This window comes from Planococcus sp. ISL-110, assembly GCF_018613575.1.
Lineage (GTDB): Bacteria > Bacillota > Bacilli > Bacillales_A > Planococcaceae > Planococcus.
The window spans coordinates 43,697-65,619 of the sequence record NZ_JAGGPX010000002.1 but is presented as its reverse complement, the minus strand read 5'-3'; the positions used below and the strand labels follow the sequence as shown (position 1 = coordinate 65,619).

The window sequence follows — 21,923 nt, the reverse complement described above, 5'->3', positions numbered from 1 at the left end:
GGAAAGAGGGAATGGATATGGACTTGATATTGCACAATGGAGAATTTATTCGTGAAGAGGATTTGGTGATTTCGAAGGAAGATCGCGGCTACCAGTTCGGGGACGGGATTTATGAGGTGATTCGTGTATACGATGGCAACTTGTTTACAGCGAAAGAGCATATCGACCGTTTCTACGAGAGTGCCGATAAAATCAAAATCGTCATTCCTCACACAAAAGACGTGTTCCATAAAATGATATATGATTTTGTTGAAATGAACGAGATCGACAACGGACAAGTGTATGTACAGATTACGCGTGGTGCTGCAGAGCGCCAGCACCAGTTTCCGACTCAGGAAAATCCTGTCATTACCGGCAATACCAAAGTAGTAGAGCGTCCGGTCGCAAGTATGAAATCCGGAGTAACCGCTAAGTTTATCGAGGATATCCGCTGGTTGCGCTGTGACATCAAGAGCCTGAACCTGCTCGGCAATGTGCTGGCAAAACAGGAAGCTTCTGAAGAAGGGTTTTTCGAAGCCATTTTGCACCGAGGTGAAACTGTTACAGAAGGCTGTTCATCGAATATGTACGGCATAAAAAACGGCACTCTTTATACTCATCCATCCAATAACCTGATTTTGAACGGCATTACAAGAAGAGTCATTCTCGAGCTGTGCAATGAGCTGGACATTCCGGTGGAAGAAACAGCCTTTACCAAAACACAGGCACTCGAAATGGATGAGTTCTTCATGTCTTCCACGACCGCTGAAGTGATGCCGATTGTTGAAATCGGTGATCACAAGGTCGGCCAAGGCTTACCGGGAGAATTGACCCGCAAACTGCAGGCTGCTTTTGAAGCGCGCATCCAAATAGGTGTGAAATCATAAAGTTAGGATATTCATAAGAAAAGTGGTTGGCTCCGGCCGATCACTATTTTTTTAGGCCTGCGCACATGGTAAACTAGAGCCAGGTGATGAAAATGAAACCACATTATTTTATTGGCATAAAGATTCCGTCAGCCATTGCGGAAAAATTGGACGAAGAGCGCCGATCCTGGAAGCTGCAAAGCCATAAACGGCTGACACCTCCACAGGATATGCACATCACCCTGCTGTTTATTGGTGAAGATGTGCACGATGAAATTGGTCAGGCTGTAAAGCTGCTGTCCGGCATTGAGCAGCCATCGTTCAGTTTGACAGTTGATGGGATAAAGACTTTCGGTAACCCCACAACTCCCCGGGTGATTTACGCTTCGCTTGAAAACAGCGAGAAACTGGAGGCGTTGCAGCAGCAGGTACTCGAGTCTTTAGAATCATTGCAGATCCGGCCCGATCCAAAGAAGTTCATACCGCATATTACATTGGCCAGCAAGTGGGCCGGTGGTGTTCCAAGTAAACCGCAATTTTCAATCGACAAGATGCAATTCGACGTGACCGAGTTTTCGCTTTTTCAAATCGCACCAAAGGAAAATCCCCGCTACCAAAAGATAGCCAATTATGTATTGAGAAACAGTCTCTGAATATATTGGGCTGACTATATTATTGGGAACTATTTTAAGGGAGATATTCTGCAGTTTTGAGAAATCTCTTCTAGTTTGCTCTATATCATAATTAATACTTGATGATTTATGTCCATTTACCAGAAGTTGCTGGACTCCTAAAAGAAAGATGCATGACTAATGATAAGAAGCGTCAGCCTGGAGCGGCTTCTTCGGATTAGCTCTTCATAAGTAAGATGTTTAAATAAGGCTTTTACTTCAGTTGAGGCAATAGTCTCCAATACGTCCAAAGGCGAGTGCTTATGAAAACAGTGTTTATTATCAACCCCGTAGCGGGCAACGGCAGGGCGTTGAAAAAATGGCGCAGCTTTGAACAAACCATCAACTTTCCGTTTGAGCAGGCCCTCACTCGCTTTCCGGGACATGCCACCGAGATTGCGGCTGGCTACCGGGAACAGCAGGAGGCGGTCTTATTGATCGGATTTGGTGGAGATGGCACTTTGCGTGAAATCGTTGTGGGTGCTGCCGGTGCCAAAGAGCTTATTGTCGGATCCGTAGCGGCAGGGTCCGGCAATGATTTTACAAGAGCTTATGGCACGTTTAAAGATGGCCAGGCAATTGAAAGTTTCCTCAAAAGCCCTTTTTTTCGCAGGGAAGACCTTGGGCAATTCGCCAATGGCGCTGGCTTTCAATTTGTCAGCAGCTCAGGCATCGGCTTTGATGCGGCGATCACCATCGCCGTCAACCGTTCAACTATCAAGAGAAAGCTGAACCAGCTGGGCCTCGGGAAGTTGGTCTATGTTCTATATGTAATCAAGACATTCCTGAAATTCGAAAAATACACGCTGTATGTGGAAGTTGATGGTACCCAAATCACCTATAAGGATGTTTGGCTGGCAACGGTCAGCAACCAGCCATATTTCGGTGGAGGCATGAAAATTTCCCCTGCCTCAAAAACAGATGACGGATTGCTTGAATTGACAGTTGTCCATCAAATTTCACGTTTGAAACTATTGCTGGTTTTTGGTACGGTATTCAGCGGAGCACATACGCGTTTTAACGAGGTCAGCCAAATGAGCAGCACAGAATTCGGGCTCTCGACCGACAAGCCGGTTTGTCGGCATGTTGATGGTGATGATGCCGGCATGAGCTCGCCAAACGAAACGGTCGCTTATTCGGTCAGCCAGTATGATTGGAAATCAATAAATTAATGGAATAGAAAGAGGATGAAACATGAGATCACGTTTTAAACCATGGGCAGCAGATTTAATCGATACGCATCCGGAGATCGTTATTCCGGATCCGGAGAAGAAAAAAGGGAAATGGCAAGAAGTCTTCGGCAATAAGCATCCGCTCCACATCGAAGCAGGGACCGGCAAAGGCCGCTTCATCATCGGAATGGCAAAAGCCAACCCAAAGATCAATTACATCGGCATTGAGCTGTTCGACAGCGTCATCGTCACGGCCTTGGAGAGCGTCCTTGAAGAAGAACACGGCGTCCCCAACCTGCGGCTTTTAAAGGTTAATGCAAAAAATATTGCTGATTATTTTGAACAAGGGGAAGTAGACAGGCTGTACTTGAACTTCTCGGATCCGTGGCCGAAAAAGCGCCACGCCAAGCGCCGGTTGACGCACGAATCTTTCTTGAAGCTATATGAAGCGGTATTGCCGAAAAATGGAGAAATCCATTTCAAGACCGACAACCGCAAACTTTTCGAATATTCACTTACCAGTGTTTCAGAATATGGTATGTTATTAAAAGATGTCTCATTGGATCTTCATGACAATGAACCTGAATGGAACATCATGACAGAATACGAAGAGAAGTTTTCGGAAAAAGGCCAGCCGATTTACCGGATGGAAGCACAGTTTTCAGTTAGCTGATTATGGATCATGACAAGGGGGAAAAGGGAATGCAAAAATTTCAATTTCACGACATGGTTTTAACCTGGCTTGATGGGGGGACCACTTTTTTGGATGGCGGCACGATGTTTGGGGTAGTGCCTAAGGTCATCTGGTCAAAACGTTATCCGGCCAATGAAAAAAATCAAATCGAATTGCCGACACATCCGATTCTGGTTCAGTTTGAAGGCCATAATATTTTGATTGACAGCGGTCTTGGCGACGGGAAATTGACGGAACGCCAACTGCGCAATTTAGGAGTTTCTGAGCAATCACGGGTGGAAGCAGATTTGGCGGAGCTGGGCTTAACAGCTGCAGATATTGATACGATCCTGATGACCCATCTTCACGGGGACCACGCAGCCGGTTTGACGAAATGGCAGGGGGAAGAGCTGGTTTCGGCTTTCCCGAATGCCAAAATCCATGTGTCCGCAGTAGAATGGCATGAAATGCAGCATCCGAATATCCGTTCACGCAATACGTATTGGAAAGAGAATTGGGAACCCATCGTTGAACAGGTCGAAACCTTTGAAGGTGAGAAAATATTGTTTGACGCTATCACATTGATTCATACCGGCGGCCATTCCGCTGGCCATAGTGCCATCAAAATGACCAGTGGCAATGAAACCATTCTGCACATGGCAGACATCATGCCAACACATGCACATCAAAATCCGTTGTGGGTATTGGCATTTGACGATTATCCGATGGACTCGATCTACGCTAAAGAAAAGCTTATGAGAGAAGCACTGAAAAACGGCTATTATTTCAGTTTTTACCATGATGCTTATTACCGCATCTTGAAGTGGAGCACGGACGGTAAAGAAATCGTTGAATCACTTGTGCGCAAGGAAAAAGCGCTATAGAAAAAAGGAGCCGATTCGGCTCCTTTTTTGTTTAAACCTGTTTTACTTCAATAACTGCGCCCGTAAAAGCATCAGCCAAAAATTCGAATTGCTGGAGTTCGTCTTCCTTGTGGCGGGTGATGCCGCCTTTATAAACCTCAGTCGTTAAAGCATGTTGCTTATAAGGCTCGGTTTTCATGAAAATCCAAGAGCCGTCGATTGGGCCTTCTTCTTTAAATGCAGATTTAACTTCTTTTAAGACGTCATCTGCCGGGTATAGTTTTTCTTTGCGATCGTACACTTCTTTTACCAAGTAGGCCGCTGCTACACCTGTAGCAAATCCAATGAGTAAATCACGATTATTCACTAAAATCCCTCCTCTGATTACTGGATAAATTGTACCATAAATATTTTGAAGGGCGAAATGAAAGCATCAAAGTTGTGATTCTTTCGAAAAACGAAATATAAAACTGGAAATTTTCTGATAAAAGCTCTAAACTAAACAGAGATAAGTTATTATATCAGTAAAAATAAGGAATAAGTTTTAACATCATATAAAAAAGGGGCTATATAAGTTGAACTAAAGAAACCAGCTTTTACCCATCGCTTCGCCTAGCTCCTGGACGCTGCATGACCCGCATCCTGCGGCCCCGAAAGCGGAGTTGGTTTGCGGAATATCAGCAGGCGAAGATCAATAGTTCAACTTGTATAGCCAAAAAAATCGCTTCAGGCGGGCTGTGGTTCTGGAATACCCAGAGCAACATACTATCCATTAAAAATAATCAGTTCAACTTACCATAGGAGGAATTTTGATATGAATGCTGAAACACGTGAAATGTTTAAAACCTTAACGGAATTGCCGGGAGCCCCGGGCAGTGAACATGCAGTCCGGAAATATATGCAGCAGGAACTGGAAAAAGTATCGGATCGCCTCATTCAGGATAATCTGGGTAGCGTCTTCGGCGTAAAAGATGGGCAGCAGGACGGGCCGCGTATTATGGTTGCAGGACACATGGATGAAGTAGGGTTCATGGTGACGCAAATCACAGATAATGGCATGCTGCGATTTCAGACTCTGGGTGGCTGGTGGAACCAGGTGATGCTGGCGACGCGTGTAGACATCATTGCTGGCGAAAACGTAATTCCAGGCGTTATCGGCTCGATTCCTCCACATCTGTTGAGCGAAGAACTTCGCAACAAACCGATGGAGATCAAGAACATGCTGATCGACATCGGAGCGGACGACAAACAGGATGCATTGGCGATGGGCATTCGTCCCGGCCAGCAAATCGTGCCTTTCAGTCCGTTCACACCGATGGCCAATGACAAGAAAATTATGGCTAAAGCTTGGGATAACCGCTATGGATGCGGACTGGCAATCGAACTCATGAAAGAATTGAAAGATGAAAAATTGCCGAACCAACTATTTTCCGGGGCGACGGTTATGGAAGAAGTCGGCTTGCGAGGAGCTCAAACAGCTGCCACAATGATCAAGCCAGATCTGTTTTTTGCACTGGATGCCAGCCCGGCCAATGATGCGACAGGCGATAAAAATGAGTTCGGACAGCTGGGCCAAGGAACTTTATTACGCATTCTCGACAAAAGCATGGTGACTCATCGAGGCATGCGGGAATTCATTCTGGATACGGCCGAGACACATAACATCCCTTATCAATATTTCGTTTCACAGGGGGGTACGGATGCAGGGCGTGTGCACACAGCCAACGAAGGAATTCCTAGTTCAGTCATCGGAATCTGTTCACGTTACATTCATACTTCATCATCCATCATCCATACGGACGATTATGCAGCAGCCAAAGAACTGTTGACGAAACTTGTCAAAGCGTCCGACCGGACGACGCTTGAAACCATTAAACAAAATGTCTGAAAAGTGCCTCCGGGCTCTTTTTTTTGGAAAGGAATAGTGGATATGAAAAAAAAACGTGCAGCAATTGCATCAAAAAACCCAGCTAAAATCAACGCAGTATCAAGCGTTTTGACAAATATGAAATGGACAGTCGATTTATCCGACGTGGATGCCGAATCGGAAGTTTCAGCACAGCCTTTTTCACAGCAGGAAACGCGTCAAGGCGCAGTAAACAGAGCCAAGAATGCATTGGGAGAATTTGATTTTGCCATTGGGTTAGAGGGTGGAGTCTATGAAATGGAAGGAATCCTTTACTTGTGCAACTGGGGAGCTTTGGCCACTCAGGATGGGCGACTGTTTACAGCTGCGGGGGCTCAGATTCCTCTGCCTGCGGAGATTGCAGCAGGTCTTTATAGTGGCACGGAGCTCGGACCTGTCATGGATGACTATGCCAATGAAAGTGGAATCCGAAACCATAAAGGCGCTATCGGGATCCTCACAAATGGCTTCGTCAATCGAGGGGAAATGTTCAGCCATGTCGTCAAATTGTTGATCGGGCAATACCAGCGGTACAGCGATTAAGTTGCATGTCCCCGTAAACACCTTTAAAATAAGGAGCAGTAATGTTAAGGAGGAATAAGCGTGCCTCGATACGGATTGATTTTTATGCCGCTTTTACTGGCCGGAATATTGGCTGGCTGCACAGCCACACCAGAAGAACAGGTTGTACAAGGAGTATCGAACGCACATACCGCGTTTGAAGCACAGCCGGAAAGAGCCAATGAAACGGTGGGGCAAACTGATTTGTATGTACCAAACGGCTATAAGATCGAAGAACCATCAGACGGCTTTAATAGTTTAATCACTAGAGGCAGCGACTCTTTTGCTTTGCTCATAAATCCGAATGAAAGAGCCACGAGCACATTTTTCTATGAGCTGCAAACAGTGGATTCCGAACAGCTTTGGGTGGCAGATGAAACGTTTCAGCAAAACGGCCGTTTCGGATTTGCGACCATCAAAGAAATTGCAGAAGACCGCCTGGAGCTGGTAGTCAGCGCTGGCGGAGCTAAAATGACGACCGTCACAAAAGAAAGCGATATTCCAAAAAATATGGACTGGATGATGAAAACGGTCCGTTCAATCGATAGTGATGAATAGGAGATTACCCAAATGAGAAACTTACAGTCAACCAAGGAATTTCATGAATTGACAAAAGAAACTGCAGCTATCTTTATGTTTACAGCAGGATGGTGTCCGGATTGCCGTGTTATTGATCCCATCATGCCTGATATTGAAAAAGTGTTCCCGGACCATACTTTTGTATCCGTAGATCGTGACCAGTTTATCGATCTGTGCATCGAGCAAAATGTCTATGGCATTCCAAGCTTTCTTGCTTATGCGAATGGCCAGGAAACTGGACGCTTTGTCAGCAAGGACCGTAAAACACAAGCAGAAATTGAAGGGTTTATTTCGAATCTGCCAAAATAACAATGAAAACGGTTCGCCTAGACTGGGCTGAACCGTTTATTTATGAAAGTGAGGCCAAAACAACGATGAAATCCACTGAACTTTTTAATATACTTAGAGAGCGGATGCCAAGCCGCCAATTAGAGTGGCGCTACGACCGCGAAAACGATACTGCGCATATCCGCCACCAGCAGCTTGACAAAGGCATGAGCATTTCGTTGCCGCAGGTGATCAACCGATTTGAAGCAAAAGGCGATGCAGCTATCCAGGAGATCGTCTACACGATTACGGAAACTTTCGACGCTATGGAACGCGAAGCCAATGGCGAAATGAAATCGACCGAGCAAATTTTCCCGGTCATCCGCTCAACTTCTTTTCCCACCGAATCCAATGAAGGCCATAAGTTCGTTACAGCTGAACATACAGCTGAAACACGCGTCTATTTTGCCTTGGATACTGGCACTACCTATCGCTTAATTGACGAAAATGTGTTAAATTCATTAAGTCTGACAGAAGAGCAGATCAAGGAAATCGCGAAGTTTCAAGTGAAAAAACTAAAAACTGCTGTGAAAGAAGACCGTGTTGCCGGAAATATCTTTTATTTTCTGAATGAAAATGACGGCTATGACGCTTCACGCATCTTAAATGAATCTTTTTTAAAAGAAATGAAAGCAAAAATCACTGGAGATATGACCGTGTCCGTGCCCCATCAGGATGTATTGATCATCGGTGATATCCAAAATGAAACGGGATACGATGTGCTCGCACAAATGGCCATGCATTTCTTTACAAATGGCAAAGTGCCGATCACTTCCTTATCGTTCATTTATGAAAATGACGAACTCGAGCCGATTTTTATCATGGCGAAAAATAAACCTAATGAGGAGAACGATAAAAAATGAATGTATTCTATAATAAACAGGGAATCGGCGACGTGTTGCTGGTTCAACTTCAAACAGAAACCCCAGAAAAAATCCATCCGGAACAATCAGGAGATGTAACATTGATCAAAGATGAGGCCGGCACAATTGCCGGATTCAACTTGTTCAACGCTTCAAGCTATGCGGAACTTCCGGAAGGCGGGCAAGTGGAATTGTCAGAAGGACTGGTTACTTCTTTGCAGAACGCCCTTGCAAAGAACGATATCGATTTTACATTGGAAGTGGATTTTTCACCGAAATTTGTTGTGGGCTTGGTGGAAGCGAAAGAAAAGCATCCAAATGCCGATAAACTGAATGTCTGTCAGGTCGCTGTCGATGGAGAGCAGCTGCAGATCGTCTGCGGCGCCCCGAATGTCGAACAGGGCCAGAAAGTGGTTGTGGCTAAAGTCGGAGCAGTTATGCCTTCAGGAATGGTCATTCGTGATGCGGAACTTCGGGGAGTGGCATCGTCCGGAATGATTTGTTCAGCAACAGAATTAGCTTTGCCGGATGCTTCTCAGGAAAAAGGCATTCTCGTGCTGCCTGAAGATGCCGAAATCGGTTCAGCTTTCCAAGTAAAGGCGTGACGCATTATGAGCTGGATTAAAAATACATGGAACCGTCTGTTTACAGATGACGCTGAAGAAGCCGAAAAAGAAGTCACCTATGAAACGCCGCCCCCGGCCGAAAAAAAAGAAAAAGCGCCTTTTCGTTTCCCGCTAATTCCGGATGAAGAAAAAGAGGATTTTATCCATGACGTAAAACGGGCGGAAACCCGGCCCCAAATGCCGGTTTTCGATGAACGCGAAAGAGAGATTCTCCGAAAAGAGTCTGTACTTTCGGCTGACAAGCCGATTATGGGACCAAAAGAGGCACCCGTACGCCCGACAGCAGCAAAACGAAAAGCAGCCGAACTGCCTGTCAATACGGCACGCCGTTTTGAACCAAGCCGCTCAGTATCATCGGTTTATGGCTATAATACGGCACGTCCAGCACCTACCCAAAAACTGACGGAAGAAAGAGAAAACAAATACAACCGTGAATTGCATGATGAAGCGATTCAGGAAAGAGCAAGAGCTGGCTGGCATAAGCCAAGACCTGTGGTTGAACACGAAATCGCACCGATTTTTGACGAAGAGCCAGCGGCACAGCAACCTGTTCATGAAACAACAGAAGAAACACTAACAGCTGAAGAACCTCTTGCAGGGGAATCTCATGAAGTGAAGAGAACTGAAACTCCGGCACTTGAAGAGGAAAAAGATGCAACCGAGCAAACCCAGGTACATATGGAATCTCCAGCAATACAAACCGCAGAGAGCAAAGAAGTGGATCCTGTGAATGAGACAGAGCTGGAACCGGAGTCAAAACCGGAACTAGAACCGGTAAGGCAGCAAGAACCAAAGCCGGAAATTGAACTGGCATTTGAGACAGAACAAGAACCGAAAACGGAACCTGAGCTGCAAGAAGAGCTGAATACGGAAGTACAATCAGCATCCGAATTAATGGTGGATACAAAAACAAAATCACAATATGCACCAAAGCGCGAAAAAACCGTGCCATTTAATGTACTGATGCTTAAGTCAGATAAAGAACTATTGAAAAAAAAAGCTAAATCGATTCCTGTGCCCACATCGAATGTGGAGAGTACAAGAGTGCAAACTCCACAAGCGGAAAAAAAAACGGCAGATTCAACTGAACAGCCGGAGCATACGCTGAATTCAGTGGCTGAAACGGAGTCCAAAGCCTATCAATTGCCGCTGTCGGAATATTTGATGGCGCCTGAAAACAACCGGAAAGACGAAGAGTGGATGGAAGAACAGGGTGTGCGCCTGATTGAAGCTTTGTCTTATTTCCAAATCAAAGCCGAAATCCTCAGTACGGTCCAAGGACCTGCTGTCACACAATTTGAATTGAAAGTCGCCCAAGGAATCAAAGTCAGCAAAATCCGCAATTTGGCGGATGACTTGAAATTGGCCTTGGCTGCAAGGGATATCCGGATCCAAGCACCGATTCCCGGCAAAAGCTCTATCGGCATCGAAATTCCGAATCGCACAAGCCGCGCGGTGCGCATTTCCGAGATTATTGACAGCCCTGTCTTCCAAGAGTCGGATTCTCCTCTGGAAGCCGCACTCGGTTTGGACTTGACAGGCAAACCGGTCACATTGGATCTGCGCAAAATGCCACACGGCTTGATTGCAGGAGCTACAGGCTCCGGAAAGTCCGTCTGCATCAATTCATTATTGATCAGCCTGCTGTACAAATCATCGCCGAGAGATCTGAAATTGCTGCTGATCGATCCGAAAATGGTCGAGCTGGCACCTTATAATCACATACCGCATCTTGTCAGCCCGGTCATCACCGATGTCAAAGCGGCAACTGCATCACTGAAATGGGCAGTTGAAGAAATGGAGCGCCGTTATCAACTGTTTGCTCATAGCGGTGTCCGCGATATCAGCCGCTACAATAAGCTGGTCAAAGAAAAAGGGGATTATGCTCAACACCTTCCGTATATTTTAATAGTCATCGACGAGTTGGCGGACTTGATGATGATGTCTCCTTCTGATGTTGAAGACTCAATTTGCCGCATTGCACAAAAAGCCCGCGCTTGCGGAATCCATCTGGTGATTGCGACGCAACGACCGTCTGTCGATGTTATTACGGGATTGATCAAATCCAATATCCCGACGCGTATTGCGTTTTCCGTTTCATCACAAGTGGACAGCCGAACGATCCTTGATTCTCAAGGAGCGGAGCGCCTTCTTGGAAGAGGGGACATGCTGTACCTAGGAAATGGGATGTCAGCACCTAGCCGTTTGCAGGGAACATTTGTGACCGATGATGAAATTGAAAAAGTCATTGAGCATGTAAGGCAGCAAGGCGAGCCTGAATACTTTTTCAAAGAAGAGGAATTGATCAAGCGAAGTGAGTCTCCTGCTGAACAGGATGATTTATTTGAAGAGGCCTGCCGTTTTATCATGACGCAGGGGAGCGCATCGACTTCTCTTTTGCAGCGGAAGTTCCATATCGGCTATAACCGTGCAGCCCGATTGATGGATCTGATCGAACAGCATGGCTTTATTTCGGAGCAGAACGGCAGCAAAGCCCGTTCGGTTTTGATCACAGAAACCGACATTGAAGAAGTGTTTCATTAAGTGATCGGAAAAATGATTAAAATATAGAGAATACTGGCTCATTTTAACGAATAGTAAATATATGATATAATGTAACATTGTGTTTATCTTCATCAGCTATAGAACTCGCCCAGCGATTTATGTAGACTACTTATCAGCTCCCACAGGAGGTTCATTTATGACAGTTTTACATTTTACCGGAATCAAAGGTTCCGGTATGAGTCCACTTGCACAAATCATGCATGATATGGGCGAACAAGTTCAAGGTTCTGATATCGAACAGCATTTTTTCACTGAAGATCGGCTTCGTGAAAAAGGCATAACCATCCTGCCGTTCGATGCCAACAATATAGAAAAAAATATGACTATCGTTGCAGGAAATGCATTTGGCGATGATCATCCTGAATTGGTCAAAGCGCGTGAACTGGGTGCGACCATAATCCGTTACCACCAGTTTTTAGGTGACTTGATGAAGCAATATGTTTCAGTTGCCATTACGGGAGCCCACGGAAAAACCTCGACAACGGGTTTGATGGCACACGTTCTGGCAGGCTATAAGCCGGTTTCTTACTTGATTGGTGACGGAACAGGCGTCGGACAGACTGAATCCCATTTCTTTGTGGCAGAAGCCTGTGAATACCGCCGCCATTTTCTGGCCTACCATCCGGATTATGCTATTATGACCAATATTGATTACGACCACCCGGATTATTTCACGGGAATCGATGACGTCTTCAAGGCGTTCGAAGAAATGGCTCAGCAAGTGAAAAAGTGCATCATTGCCTGCGGAGATGATGAGTACCTTCAGCAAATCCAAGCACCGGTTCCGGTTGTCTACTACGGATTTGGAGAAGAAAATGATTTTCAGGCAAGAAATGTAGTGAAGACGACAGAGGGAACCACTTTCGATGTAGTCATTCGCAACGAGTTTTTCCATACCTTCACGATTCCGATGTTTGGTGACCACGCCATTTTGAATGCGTTGGCTGTTATTTCCTTATGCCAGTACGAAAGCATTCCGGCTGATATCATCCAGCAGCAGTTCGAGGACTTTGAAGGCGTTAAAAGACGCTTTACACAAACATCAATCGGTGACCGCATTTTGATTGATGACTATGCGCACCATCCGACAGAAATCCGTGCAACGCTGCAATCAGCCGGCCAAAAATATCCGGACCGGAAACTCATAGCGATTTTCCAGCCTCATACTTTTACGCGGACCCAGACGTTCCTGCAGGAGTTTGCGGATTGCCTTGCTGAGGCGGATCACGTTTACCTTTGTGACATCTTCGGCTCTGCCCGTGAGAAAGCAGGAACTTTAAAAATTCAGGACCTGGCAGAGAAAATTGAAGGCAGCAGTTTGCTGAAGCTTGACGAAGTGGACTCTTTGACTGTGCACGGCAATGCCGTTTATCTGTTTATGGGTGCGGGAGACGTCACCAAATTTCAGGAAGCTTTTGAAAATGAATTGAATATAGGAAAAACAGTTTAACTTTCGGGTTAAACTGTTTTTTTATTTATGCAGGAATTCAAATGTTTTTGTTGAATAATAAAAGAGACCGTGTTTAATCCAAACTCATCAAGGGTAGAAAAGGGATATAACATAATTCGTTAAAAGGAGGAAACAGGATGGATTGGCAAATCTTGCTTTACATTGCCGCGATCGTAGCCGCTATTGGATTTTTAGTTCTATGCGTAGCGTTGGCAATGACATTAAATTCGTTGAAAAACACATTAAAAGAAGTTTCAGGCACCGTAGCTGGTCTTGAAAATCAATTGCAGGGGGTAACGTTGGAAACGACGAATCTATTGCATAAAACAAATGAACTCGCTGAAGACATTCAAGTGAAATCAGAAAAGTTGAATGGTGTCGTTGACGCAGTGAAAGGCGTCGGCAACTCTGTTACTGATCTGAACTCCACAGTTCGCAACATCACTTCAAAAGTTGGCGTACAAGTCGAACAGAATGAAGACAAGATTGCCCAAGTAGTGCAATGGGGCAACGTAGTCATGGGTATCCGTGACAAATGGAACGAACGTAAAATCTATGAAGCTCGTGCAAATGCAGCTTATGCACCAGTACCTGAGCAGAAGAAACTACCACATAACGAACAATACTAAGAATAGCTTTAACTATTAAAATTAAACGGAGGTAATATTAATGAGCAAAAATAAAGACTATTACACTCAATCCAATTTTAACGATTCACAGTATAACAAGGATTACTACACGCAAGGCGGCCAGAACGGCGGCCAGAACTATCAGCAAAGCGACTATGTACCACAGTCTTACGGAACTTCTAATCGTTACGACGATCTTTACGATTACGAAGAATCAGGCGGAGGCTCAAGTTTCCTAGTCGGAATTTTGGTCGGTGGGATTGTTGGAGCTGCGGCTGCATTATTCCTGGCACCTAAATCCGGTAAAGAATTTCAGGCGGACTTAAAGACGCAAGCTACTACTTTGAAAGAAAAAGCGTCTCAGCAGTCCGAATCATCCAATGACGATTCAGCTGGCTTTGCACAGCAGTTGAAAGAACAGTCGACTAAAGTAGTTGATAAAGTGAAAAATATGAAAGGCGGAAACTCGCCTATGGACGATGGTACAGCTTCTTCAGAAGGGGAAGAGTCCATCGATATCCACTCAACTGTTCAAAACACTGCAGACAAATCAGACAACAAAGGTTCTGATGCATTCACTTCTACTGCCAATGCATTAAAAGAAGCGGTTGAAGAAGTGAAAGAAGAAAAGAAAACGACTTCAAGTTCGTCAACAGCCGGCAGCAGCAACAGCAACACAGCAAACGCAAACAAAGGCCCGAATACGACCAGCAGCAACAACAACAGCAATAAATCATCAAACTCAAGCAACAGCAACAAATCTTCATCAAATGCATCAAGCAACAACTACAACAAAAAGAATTAATCTGGGAGCGGTTTAGATGAAAAACTTAGTGCAAGTAAATAGTCTGGACAGTTTAAAACAGGCAGTGGGGCATAATCAGCATTACTGGCTATTTAAACACAGCAGCACCTGTCCAGTATCTGCTAAAGCGTGGAATGAGTATAACGAATACTGCTCACTGCATCCAAACCAAATCTTTTTGTATTTAGTGGTACAGGAAGATCGGGAATTCTCTCAAGCAATTGAAGAGATCACGGGTGTAAAACATGAATCGCCCCAATTGTTCCATTTTACGAGTCAACAAGTAGACTGGCACGCTTCCCATAACAAGATTAAAAGAGAATCCATGCAAGAATTTATTGCGTGAAAAAAAAGCCGAAGCCTTGATGCTTCGGCTTTTTTGCGGAAAAAACGCTTTAGCGCGTTGAATCGCTAAAATAAAATCCGTGACTTTACCGAATAGTTTGCTTATAATAGTCCTATCATGTTAATATGAGTCACCTGATAAAGGTTATTCGCGAAAGGGGAAGTTATAGAATGAGTAATTTAGAGTTAGAGCAACTAAGAGAAAAAGTGGATGCAGTCAACCTGCAGATTCTGTCTCTGATCAATGAGAGAGCTTCCGTAATTCAAGACATCGGTAAATTGAAAGAGAAGCAGGGAGTTAACCGCTATGATCCGTTGCGGGAACGCCATATGCTGAACCTATTGAAGGATAATAATGATGGTCCGTTGGATCAGAAGACCGTTGATCATATCTTCAAAGAAATCTTCAAGTCTGCTTTGGATATGCAAGAAGAGGATATCCGCAAAGCATTGCTGGTTTCACGTAAAAAGAAAGCCGAAGACACAGTGATTACCATCAATGGCGAACAAGTCGGCGCTGGTGGACCTTCCTTCATCTTTGGGCCATGCGCAGTAGAATCTCAGGAACAGGTATCAAAAGTTGCTGAAGCTATCGGAGCGAAAGGCTTGAAGATGATCCGTGGCGGAGCTTATAAGCCACGTACATCGCCTTACGATTTCCAAGGTCTTGGATTGGACGGCTTGAAGATGTTGAAAAAGGCAGCTGACCAGTTTAACCTGGCCGTTGTTTCAGAAATCGTTACACCTGGACATCTTGAAGCTGCTCTTGACTATGTGGACGTTGTCCAAGTCGGAGCACGTAATATGCAAAACTTTGAATTATTGAAAGCAGTCGGCTCTATCAACAAACCGGTTCTATTGAAACGCGGGATGTCAGCAACTGTCGATGAATTCATCCACGCAGCGGAATACATCATCGCTTCAGGAAATGAAAACATCATTTTATGTGAACGCGGTATCCGCACATATGAAAAAGCAACACGCAACACACTGGATATTTCTGCAGTGCCAATCTTGAAACAAGAAACGCATCTTCCGGTATTTGTTGACGTAACTCACTCAACAGGGCGCCGTGATCTATTGTTGCCAGCGGCTAAAGCTGCTATCGCAATTGGAGCGGATGGCGTTATGGCTGAGGTTCATCCAGATCCAGCAGTAGCATTATCTGATGCTCAACAGCAAATGGATTTGGGTCAATTCGATGAGTACTACGATGCTTTGATGAAATTCATGAAACAGTACGAAATGAAAGTATGAGCCTGAAAAGCCGGATAAACTCCGGCTTTTCTTTTTTTTAGTTGATATTACTGAAGATTTTGTCGTATGATTAGAGAAAGACTGGAAAAGGAGGGCGCACAATGACCGTTACGATATACGATGTGGCAAGAGAGGCGAACGTTTCCATGGCTACTGTGTCACGTGTAGTAAATGCCAATCAAAACGTAAAACCTGCCACAAGAAAGAAAGTACTAAAAGTGATAGAAGAATTGGGCTATCGTCCAAATGCTGTTGCTCGGGGACTTGCAAGTAAAAAAACAACGACGGTCGGCGTCATTATACCCGATATTTCCAATAGCATGTATGCTGAACTGGCTCGTGGAATTGAAGATATTGCGACAATGTATCGCTATAATATTATTTTATCCAACTCGGATCAGAACCAAAATAAGGAACTTCAGTTATTGGAGACAATGCTCGGAAAACAAGTGGACGGAATTGTCTTTATGAGTGATGTGATTTCAACTGAACTTCTTTATGAAATGGAACGTTCTTCGACTCCAATCGTCCTGGCCGGTTCAATTGATGAATCAGCAGCGATTGCCTCAGTCAATATCGATTATTATGGCGCTGCCTACGAAGCCGTTAAGAAATTTATCGATAATGGCCATAAAAAAATTGCCTTTGTTTCTGGTCCGCTGACTTCGATGATCAACAAAGAGTACAAACTAAAAGCCTATAAAGAGGCTTTGGCCGATGCAGGCATCGACTATGATGAAAAATTGATTGTTGAATGCAATAATTCTTATGATGAAGGAATCGAAGCTGTTCAAACTTTAGCTTCACTCGAGCCGACTGCATATTTTGTCAGCAACGATGAAATGTCAATCGGTGTCATTCACGGATTGGAAGAGCAGGGCAGAAGAATACCTGCAGATGCAGAAGTCATCAGTTACGAAAATTCCAAGCTGGCGCGTATGGCTCGACCAATGCTGACGTCTGTCGCTTTCCCGCTTTACGACATCGGTGCTGTCTCCATGCGGCTACTGACAAAGTATATGAACAACGAGGAAATCGAAGAAAAGCAAGTTATTCTTCCATACCGGATCGAAGAAAGACAATCGACTAAAAACGATTAATGGCGGGTTCCGCTTAAGAAACAATTGCAAAAGCTGACTGGATGAAAATTCAGCCAGCTTTTATCGTTTCCGCAATTGAATTTTCGATAAAAGCAGTACAAGTTTATAAATCTCCATAAGTGAAAAGAAAGAGCCAACGGAATCATTTCCGTCGGCTCTTTTTTCAGCATGTATTCATTTTAATTGTTGCGGATCATGTACAGGGCTTTGTTCAGCATTTGTAGGTTTTTATCTGTGATTTCCGATTTTCGGGGTATAGCTTTATACATATTCGGCGGATCTTCCCACGTATCGATTAATTTGACCGGCGATTCCGGCTGCCATTTCTCAATCCATGATTCAGGCAATTTACCGGAAGGGATAGGGAAATTGTTCATTTCCATCCAAATTAATGACCAGGCGCGGGGAACTACGCGCCAAATATCATATCCACCACCACCAACGGCTATCCAGCGGCCCTCACAATGCTCGTGAGCGAGTTCATGTGCAATCCTTGGTATTTCCTTGTAAATATTCATTGTCCCGTATAAATGGGTCAGAGGGTCCAAATAATGGGCATCTGCTCCATTCTGTGTCAAAATGACATCGGGTTTAAAGAATTCAATTATTTCTTTCATGGACGTACGGTAAATTTCGAGAAAAGACTCGTCTTCCGTAAACGCATCGATTGGAAAATTGAAAGAGGTGCCATAGCCTTGGCCGCTGCCGCGTTCATTGATATTGCCGGTCCCGGGAAAAAGATAGCGCCCCGTTTCGTGGATGGAGACGGTGCAGACATCAGGATCGTCGTAAAAGCTCCATTGTACGCCATCGCCGTGATGGGCATCAGTATCAATGTACAGCACCCGGGCATTGTATTTGGTTTTCAGGTAATTGATGGCCACCGAGCTGTCATTGTAGATGCAAAAGCCGGATGCTTTGCCCCGGAATCCGTGGTGAAGGCCACCGCCCAGGTTTAAAGCATGCTGCGCTTTTCCTTCCATGACATAATCGACAGCTGTCAATGTCCCACCAACCAGTCGGGCACTGGCTTCGTGCATATTTTCAAAAATAGGTGTATCCTCTGTGCCAATTCCAAAACTTTCACCGGCCTCCGATGTCACTTCTCCTCGGCTTGCCTTTTTGACGATATCGATATAGCGCTCATCATGAGCCAATAATAATTCCTCATCGGTCGCAATACGGGCAGGGACAATCAATTCCTCTGGAAGCGCATTCATTTTATTTAATAAATCAATCGTCAAAACGAGTCTTTTCTGGTTAAAAGGATGTGTTTCAGAAAATTTATACCCCAATTGATCTTCTGAAAAGATGAATACGGCATGTTTCATTCGTTCACTTGCGGCATGCTTGGCCATAGGACATCAAATCCTTCTTTGCGCAGATCATTGATGATGGCGAGTGGGTTCATCGTCTGAACTCGGAAAACAAGAACCTTATTGCTGCTGTTTTCTCTGTCGGGGTAAACGAGGACACTCAGCACATTGACTTTCTGCTGATGGAATACTTTTGAGACTTCGTACAGGATACCGGAGCGGTTTTTTACCCGCACTTCGATTTGCGAACCGGGCTGGTGTGCCCCGGTCAGTTCAATGAAGGTATACAAAAGGTCCGTTTCTGTCAGGAAGCCGACCAGTTTCTGATTGCTGACAACTGGAATACAACCGATTTTCTGCTCATAGAATATCATGGCCACTTCCTCAACAAAATCGAGCGGGTGGGCCGTAATCGGATTAGGCGTCATGATTTCTGCGACTTTCTTTTTATAAGGTTCACCCTTTGGTGCTACGGTGAATCTTGAAGGGACAGCGTCTTTCAGGTCGCGATCGGTTACAATGCCGACCACTTTTCCGTCATCGACAATAGGTGCATGGCGAATGCGTTTCTTCTCGAACAAATCCATGACATCCTGGACGGTTTGGTCCGAATTTAGCGTATGGACATCGGTTTTCATGATTTCTTCCACTAGCATATAAACACCCCTTTTAGGTTAAATCAATACATGTAACGATTCATAAAACGCAACTGATCAAATTTTTGGATTGATTCGTTATCGACCCTGCTGCCAATTTTGGCCATCAGGCAGTTGGCTGGATGTGAGCTGATTTCAGGATCGTCGGTGGCATAATATTCCAATCCGCCGGCCTGCATCATTTTCTCCATGATTTTTCGGTATTCCCATACATTCAATCCTGTTCCTTTTAAATCCCAATGCCAGTAATACTCGGTCGTGATAACGATGAAATCCTCAAAGGCGTCATCTTCCATCGAGACCTTTAATAAGGATTTGCCTACACCGCTTCCTCTGTATTTAGGAATGACTTCTATCGCCCCAAGTTCGATCAGGTTATCCATTTTTCCTTCTGACCAGCGCTCCAGAGGATCGGGGTAAAGGAACGTGACATAACCGACAATCATATTATTTTCACGGGCAATAAGAATTCGCCCTTCCGGCAAGTCAGCAATTTCAGCAATAGCTTTGTGCTGCTGGGCAGGTGGCCTGAAAGCGACCAGGTCTTCATGAAAATCAAGTTCGCTCAATTCTTTTCCGGGGATAGGGCCTTCAATGATAAGAGGGCCATGTTGGGTTTCCAATTCCACGGAGTTATACGTTTTTTTATGTTCCATCATTTCACCGCCTGTAGGATACAATTAGCTACATTATACATGAACTATAAGAGGATTTGGAAGAAAGCTGGTGAAATAAGCTATATTTTCTAAAAAGTTAAAATAGTTCGCATTCAATTGTCACAATGTTGTAGAATATAAGTTAATCAATAAGAAAGGGTGATCAGGATGAAAGTGGAAGCGTTGCCAGCAAGAGCAGGGGTGCACCAATTACATAATTATGAAGAGATAGCTGCCAATTTCGATTGGGCTGAAGTCGAGAAGGAATTTAGTTGGTATGAGAGCGGCAAAGTGAACATGGCACATGAAGCGATTGACCGCCACGCCGATTCTTACCGAAAAAACAAGGTGGCTCTTTACTATAAAGATCAAAACAGACATGAATCCTACACGTTTTATGAGATGAAACGCATGACGAACCGTGCCGCAAACTTGCTCGAATCAACTTCGAATCTGGAAAAAGGGGATCGGATCTTTATTTTCATGCCACGATCTCCAGAGCTTTATTTCCTGATGTTCGGGGCGCTGAAGATGGGGCTGATTGTTGGGCCTTTGTTTGAAGCATTCATGGAAGGGGCCATTTATGACCGGCTTGATGACAGCGAGGCAAAATCCATTATTACGACACCGGAACTGTTGGAACGAGTGCCTTACAATCGGTTGCCGAAACTAGAAACGATTTACCTTGTAGGGCAAGACATCAAGGAGCAGGATGGCCATATCGATGTGCTGAAGCATTTGCCAGCTAGTTCAGATAAGTTTGATGTTAAATGGCTGGACAAAGAGGACGGTCTGGTCCTTCACTATACATCCGGTTCTACAGGCAAGCCGAAAGGCGTCCTCCATGCCCAATATGCGATGGTGCAGCAATATCAGACTGGGAAATGGGTATTGGATTTCAATGAAACCGATATTTACTGGTGCACGGCGGATCCGGGATGGGTGACAGGAACGGCGTATGGTGTATTCTCACCATGGTTGAACGGTGTCACAACTGTCATTCTCGGTGGACGGTTTTCTCCTGATAGCTGGTATAAAGCGATTGAAGATTTTGGCGTCACTGTATGGTACAGCGCGCCGACTGCATTCCGCATGCTTATGGGAGCGGGCGATGCCTTAGTGAAGGAGTACGATTTATCAACTCTTCGCCATGTATTATCGGTAGGGGAACCGTTAAATCCAGAAGTGGTCAGATGGGGAGCTCAAGTATTCGATAAACGCATCCATGATACATGGTGGATGACAGAAACAGGTGCACAGACCATCTGTAATTATCCGGCGATGGATATCAAGCCGGGCTCGATGGGCAAACCGGTGCCAGGCATCAAAGTCGCAATTGTCGATGACCAGGGAAATGAGTTGCCGCCTAATCAAATGGGCAACCTGGCGATTGAAAAGGGATGGCCGTCAATGATGCGCCAAATCTGGAACAATCCGGCGAAATACGACTCATACTTCCTAAAGGATAAATGGTATGTATCAGGCGATTCGGCTTATATGGACGAAGAAGGCTATTTCTGGTTCCAGGGTCGTGTGGATGACGTGATCATGACTTCAGGTGAACGTGTCGGTCCGTTCGAGGTGGAAAGCAAATTGCTGGAACACCCAGCGGTTGCTGAAGCCGGTGTTATCGGCAAGCCGGATCCTGTCCGTGGTGAAATCATCAAAGCGTTTGTTGCATTGGTTGATGGATATGAGCCTTCAGAGGAATTGGTGAAGGAAATCCAGCAGTTTGTTAAAAAAGGATTGGCTGCCCATGCAGCTCCGCGTGAAATAGAGTTTAAGGACAAGCTGCCGAAAACACGAAGCGGTAAAATCATGCGCCGGGTGCTGAAAGCCTGGGAATTGGATTTGCCGGCAGGCGATTTGTCTACAATGGAAGATTGATACTAAAAGCAGCAGTTCAAATTTGAACTGCTGCTTTTTTGTGCAATAAAGCATATAGAAAAAGCCCGACTCGTCAAATTGGCGAGTCGGGCTTTGCTTTTGTTAAGCCGCATCTTCTTCAGCAGGCTCTTCTTCTTCCGGTGGTGGAGTTGGTTCAGGTTTTGGTTCAGG

General features: G+C 44.9%; 23 protein-coding genes. 19 read left to right on the top strand and 4 right to left on the bottom strand.

The window, feature by feature from the left end; genetic code table 11:
• The first annotated feature begins 17 nt into the window (after positions 1–17).
• The 5 genes from dat (at position 18) to J7I83_RS00320 (ending at position 4,245) form a co-directional block, all read left to right on the top strand.
• Positions 18–866 (top strand): D-amino-acid transaminase, encoded by an 849-nt coding sequence (dat, locus tag J7I83_RS00340; RefSeq protein ID WP_215098697.1) that lies wholly within the window; start codon positions 18–20, stop codon positions 864–866.
• A 92-nt stretch (positions 867–958) separates the two neighbouring features.
• Positions 959–1,498 (top strand): RNA 2',3'-cyclic phosphodiesterase, encoded by a 540-nt coding sequence (gene thpR, locus J7I83_RS00335; protein ID WP_215098696.1) that lies wholly within the window; start codon positions 959–961, stop codon positions 1,496–1,498.
• A 281-nt stretch (positions 1,499–1,779) separates the two neighbouring features.
• Positions 1,780–2,688 carry a diacylglycerol/lipid kinase family protein gene (locus J7I83_RS00330; RefSeq protein ID WP_215098695.1) on the top strand — a complete coding sequence of 303 codons (909 nt, stop codon included), beginning with the start codon at positions 1,780–1,782 and terminating at the stop codon, positions 2,686–2,688.
• Between the two features lie 22 nt (positions 2,689–2,710).
• Entirely contained in the window at positions 2,711–3,361 is a 651-nt protein-coding gene (gene trmB / locus J7I83_RS00325) for a tRNA (guanosine(46)-N7)-methyltransferase TrmB (protein WP_215098694.1), read from the top strand.
• Positions 3,362–3,390: 29 nt separating this feature from the next.
• Positions 3,391–4,245, top strand: coding sequence for a YtnP family quorum-quenching lactonase (locus tag J7I83_RS00320; RefSeq protein WP_215098693.1), 855 nt, complete (start codon positions 3,391–3,393; stop codon positions 4,243–4,245).
• A gap of 31 nt (positions 4,246–4,276) precedes the next feature.
• Here the strand turns inward: J7I83_RS00320 and J7I83_RS00315 are convergent, their stop codons facing one another.
• Positions 4,277–4,591, bottom strand: coding sequence for a PepSY domain-containing protein (locus J7I83_RS00315; RefSeq protein WP_215098692.1), 315 nt, complete (start codon positions 4,589–4,591; stop codon positions 4,277–4,279).
• A 447-nt stretch (positions 4,592–5,038) separates the two neighbouring features.
• Between J7I83_RS00315 and J7I83_RS00310 the strand changes: the two genes are divergently transcribed.
• The 13 genes from J7I83_RS00310 to ccpA all read left to right on the top strand — a co-directional run bounded on the left by J7I83_RS00310 (position 5,039) and on the right by ccpA (position 17,237).
• The gene (locus tag J7I83_RS00310; RefSeq protein WP_215098691.1) at positions 5,039–6,112 is read left to right on the top strand and encodes a M42 family metallopeptidase; all 1,074 of its coding nucleotides are present in this window, start codon (positions 5,039–5,041) and stop codon (positions 6,110–6,112) included.
• Positions 6,113–6,154: 42 nt separating this feature from the next.
• Positions 6,155–6,673, top strand: a complete 519-nt coding sequence (locus tag J7I83_RS00305; RefSeq protein ID WP_215098690.1) for a DUF84 family protein — start codon at positions 6,155–6,157, stop codon at positions 6,671–6,673.
• Between the two features lie 60 nt (positions 6,674–6,733).
• Positions 6,734–7,249: a hypothetical protein gene (locus J7I83_RS00300; protein ID WP_353048214.1), complete on the top strand. Its 516-nt coding sequence runs from the start codon at positions 6,734–6,736 to the stop codon at positions 7,247–7,249.
• 12 nt (positions 7,250–7,261) lie between these two features.
• The gene (locus J7I83_RS00295) at positions 7,262–7,579 is read left to right on the top strand and encodes a thioredoxin family protein (RefSeq protein ID WP_215098689.1); all 318 of its coding nucleotides are present in this window, start codon (positions 7,262–7,264) and stop codon (positions 7,577–7,579) included.
• A gap of 65 nt (positions 7,580–7,644) precedes the next feature.
• Positions 7,645–8,460, top strand: coding sequence for a DUF1444 family protein (locus tag J7I83_RS00290; protein WP_215098688.1), 816 nt, complete (start codon positions 7,645–7,647; stop codon positions 8,458–8,460).
• Positions 8,457–9,065, top strand: a complete 609-nt coding sequence (ytpR, locus tag J7I83_RS00285; protein ID WP_215098687.1) for a YtpR family tRNA-binding protein — start codon at positions 8,457–8,459, stop codon at positions 9,063–9,065. Before J7I83_RS00290 ends, ytpR begins: the two co-directional genes overlap by 4 nt.
• Positions 9,066–9,071: 6 nt before the next feature.
• Positions 9,072–11,630, top strand: a complete 2,559-nt coding sequence (locus J7I83_RS00280) for a DNA translocase FtsK (RefSeq protein ID WP_215098686.1) — start codon at positions 9,072–9,074, stop codon at positions 11,628–11,630.
• Positions 11,631–11,787: 157 nt separating this feature from the next.
• Positions 11,788–13,101, top strand: coding sequence for a UDP-N-acetylmuramate--L-alanine ligase (gene murC / locus J7I83_RS00275; protein ID WP_215098685.1), 1,314 nt, complete (start codon positions 11,788–11,790; stop codon positions 13,099–13,101).
• A 137-nt stretch (positions 13,102–13,238) separates the two neighbouring features.
• The gene (locus J7I83_RS00270; protein ID WP_215098684.1) at positions 13,239–13,730 is read left to right on the top strand and encodes a DUF948 domain-containing protein; all 492 of its coding nucleotides are present in this window, start codon (positions 13,239–13,241) and stop codon (positions 13,728–13,730) included.
• 40 nt (positions 13,731–13,770) lie between these two features.
• Positions 13,771–14,535, top strand: coding sequence for a YtxH domain-containing protein (locus tag J7I83_RS00265; RefSeq protein WP_215098683.1), 765 nt, complete (start codon positions 13,771–13,773; stop codon positions 14,533–14,535).
• A 16-nt stretch (positions 14,536–14,551) separates the two neighbouring features.
• Positions 14,552–14,881, top strand: coding sequence for a bacillithiol system redox-active protein YtxJ (gene ytxJ, locus J7I83_RS00260; RefSeq protein ID WP_215098682.1), 330 nt, complete (start codon positions 14,552–14,554; stop codon positions 14,879–14,881).
• Between the two features lie 170 nt (positions 14,882–15,051).
• Positions 15,052–16,137, top strand: a complete 1,086-nt coding sequence (locus tag J7I83_RS00255; RefSeq protein ID WP_215098681.1) for a bifunctional 3-deoxy-7-phosphoheptulonate synthase/chorismate mutase — start codon at positions 15,052–15,054, stop codon at positions 16,135–16,137.
• 101 nt (positions 16,138–16,238) lie between these two features.
• Complete coding sequence (ccpA, locus tag J7I83_RS00250) at positions 16,239–17,237, top strand: catabolite control protein A (RefSeq protein WP_215098680.1); 999 nt, start codon at positions 16,239–16,241, stop codon at positions 17,235–17,237.
• Between the two features lie 179 nt (positions 17,238–17,416).
• On the opposite strand, the gene J7I83_RS00245 is transcribed toward ccpA, so the two are convergent.
• From J7I83_RS00245 to J7I83_RS00235, 3 genes are read right to left on the bottom strand one after another with little or no spacing between them, the layout of a single operon-like run.
• Entirely contained in the window at positions 17,417–18,595 is a 1,179-nt protein-coding gene (locus tag J7I83_RS00245; RefSeq protein WP_285228653.1) for an acetoin utilization protein AcuC, read from the bottom strand.
• Positions 18,565–19,209: an acetoin utilization AcuB family protein gene (locus tag J7I83_RS00240; RefSeq protein ID WP_215098679.1), complete on the bottom strand. Its 645-nt coding sequence runs from the start codon at positions 19,207–19,209 to the stop codon at positions 18,565–18,567. Before J7I83_RS00240 ends, J7I83_RS00245 begins: the two co-directional genes overlap by 31 nt.
• A 23-nt stretch (positions 19,210–19,232) precedes the next feature.
• Positions 19,233–19,865, bottom strand: a complete 633-nt coding sequence (locus tag J7I83_RS00235) for a GNAT family N-acetyltransferase (RefSeq protein WP_215098678.1) — start codon at positions 19,863–19,865, stop codon at positions 19,233–19,235.
• Positions 19,866–20,033: 168 nt separating this feature from the next.
• On the opposite strand from J7I83_RS00235, the gene acsA reads away from it, so the two are divergent.
• Positions 20,034–21,752: an acetate--CoA ligase gene (gene acsA, locus J7I83_RS00230; protein WP_215098677.1), complete on the top strand. Its 1,719-nt coding sequence runs from the start codon at positions 20,034–20,036 to the stop codon at positions 21,750–21,752.
• Positions 21,753–21,923: the final 171 nt, after the last annotated feature.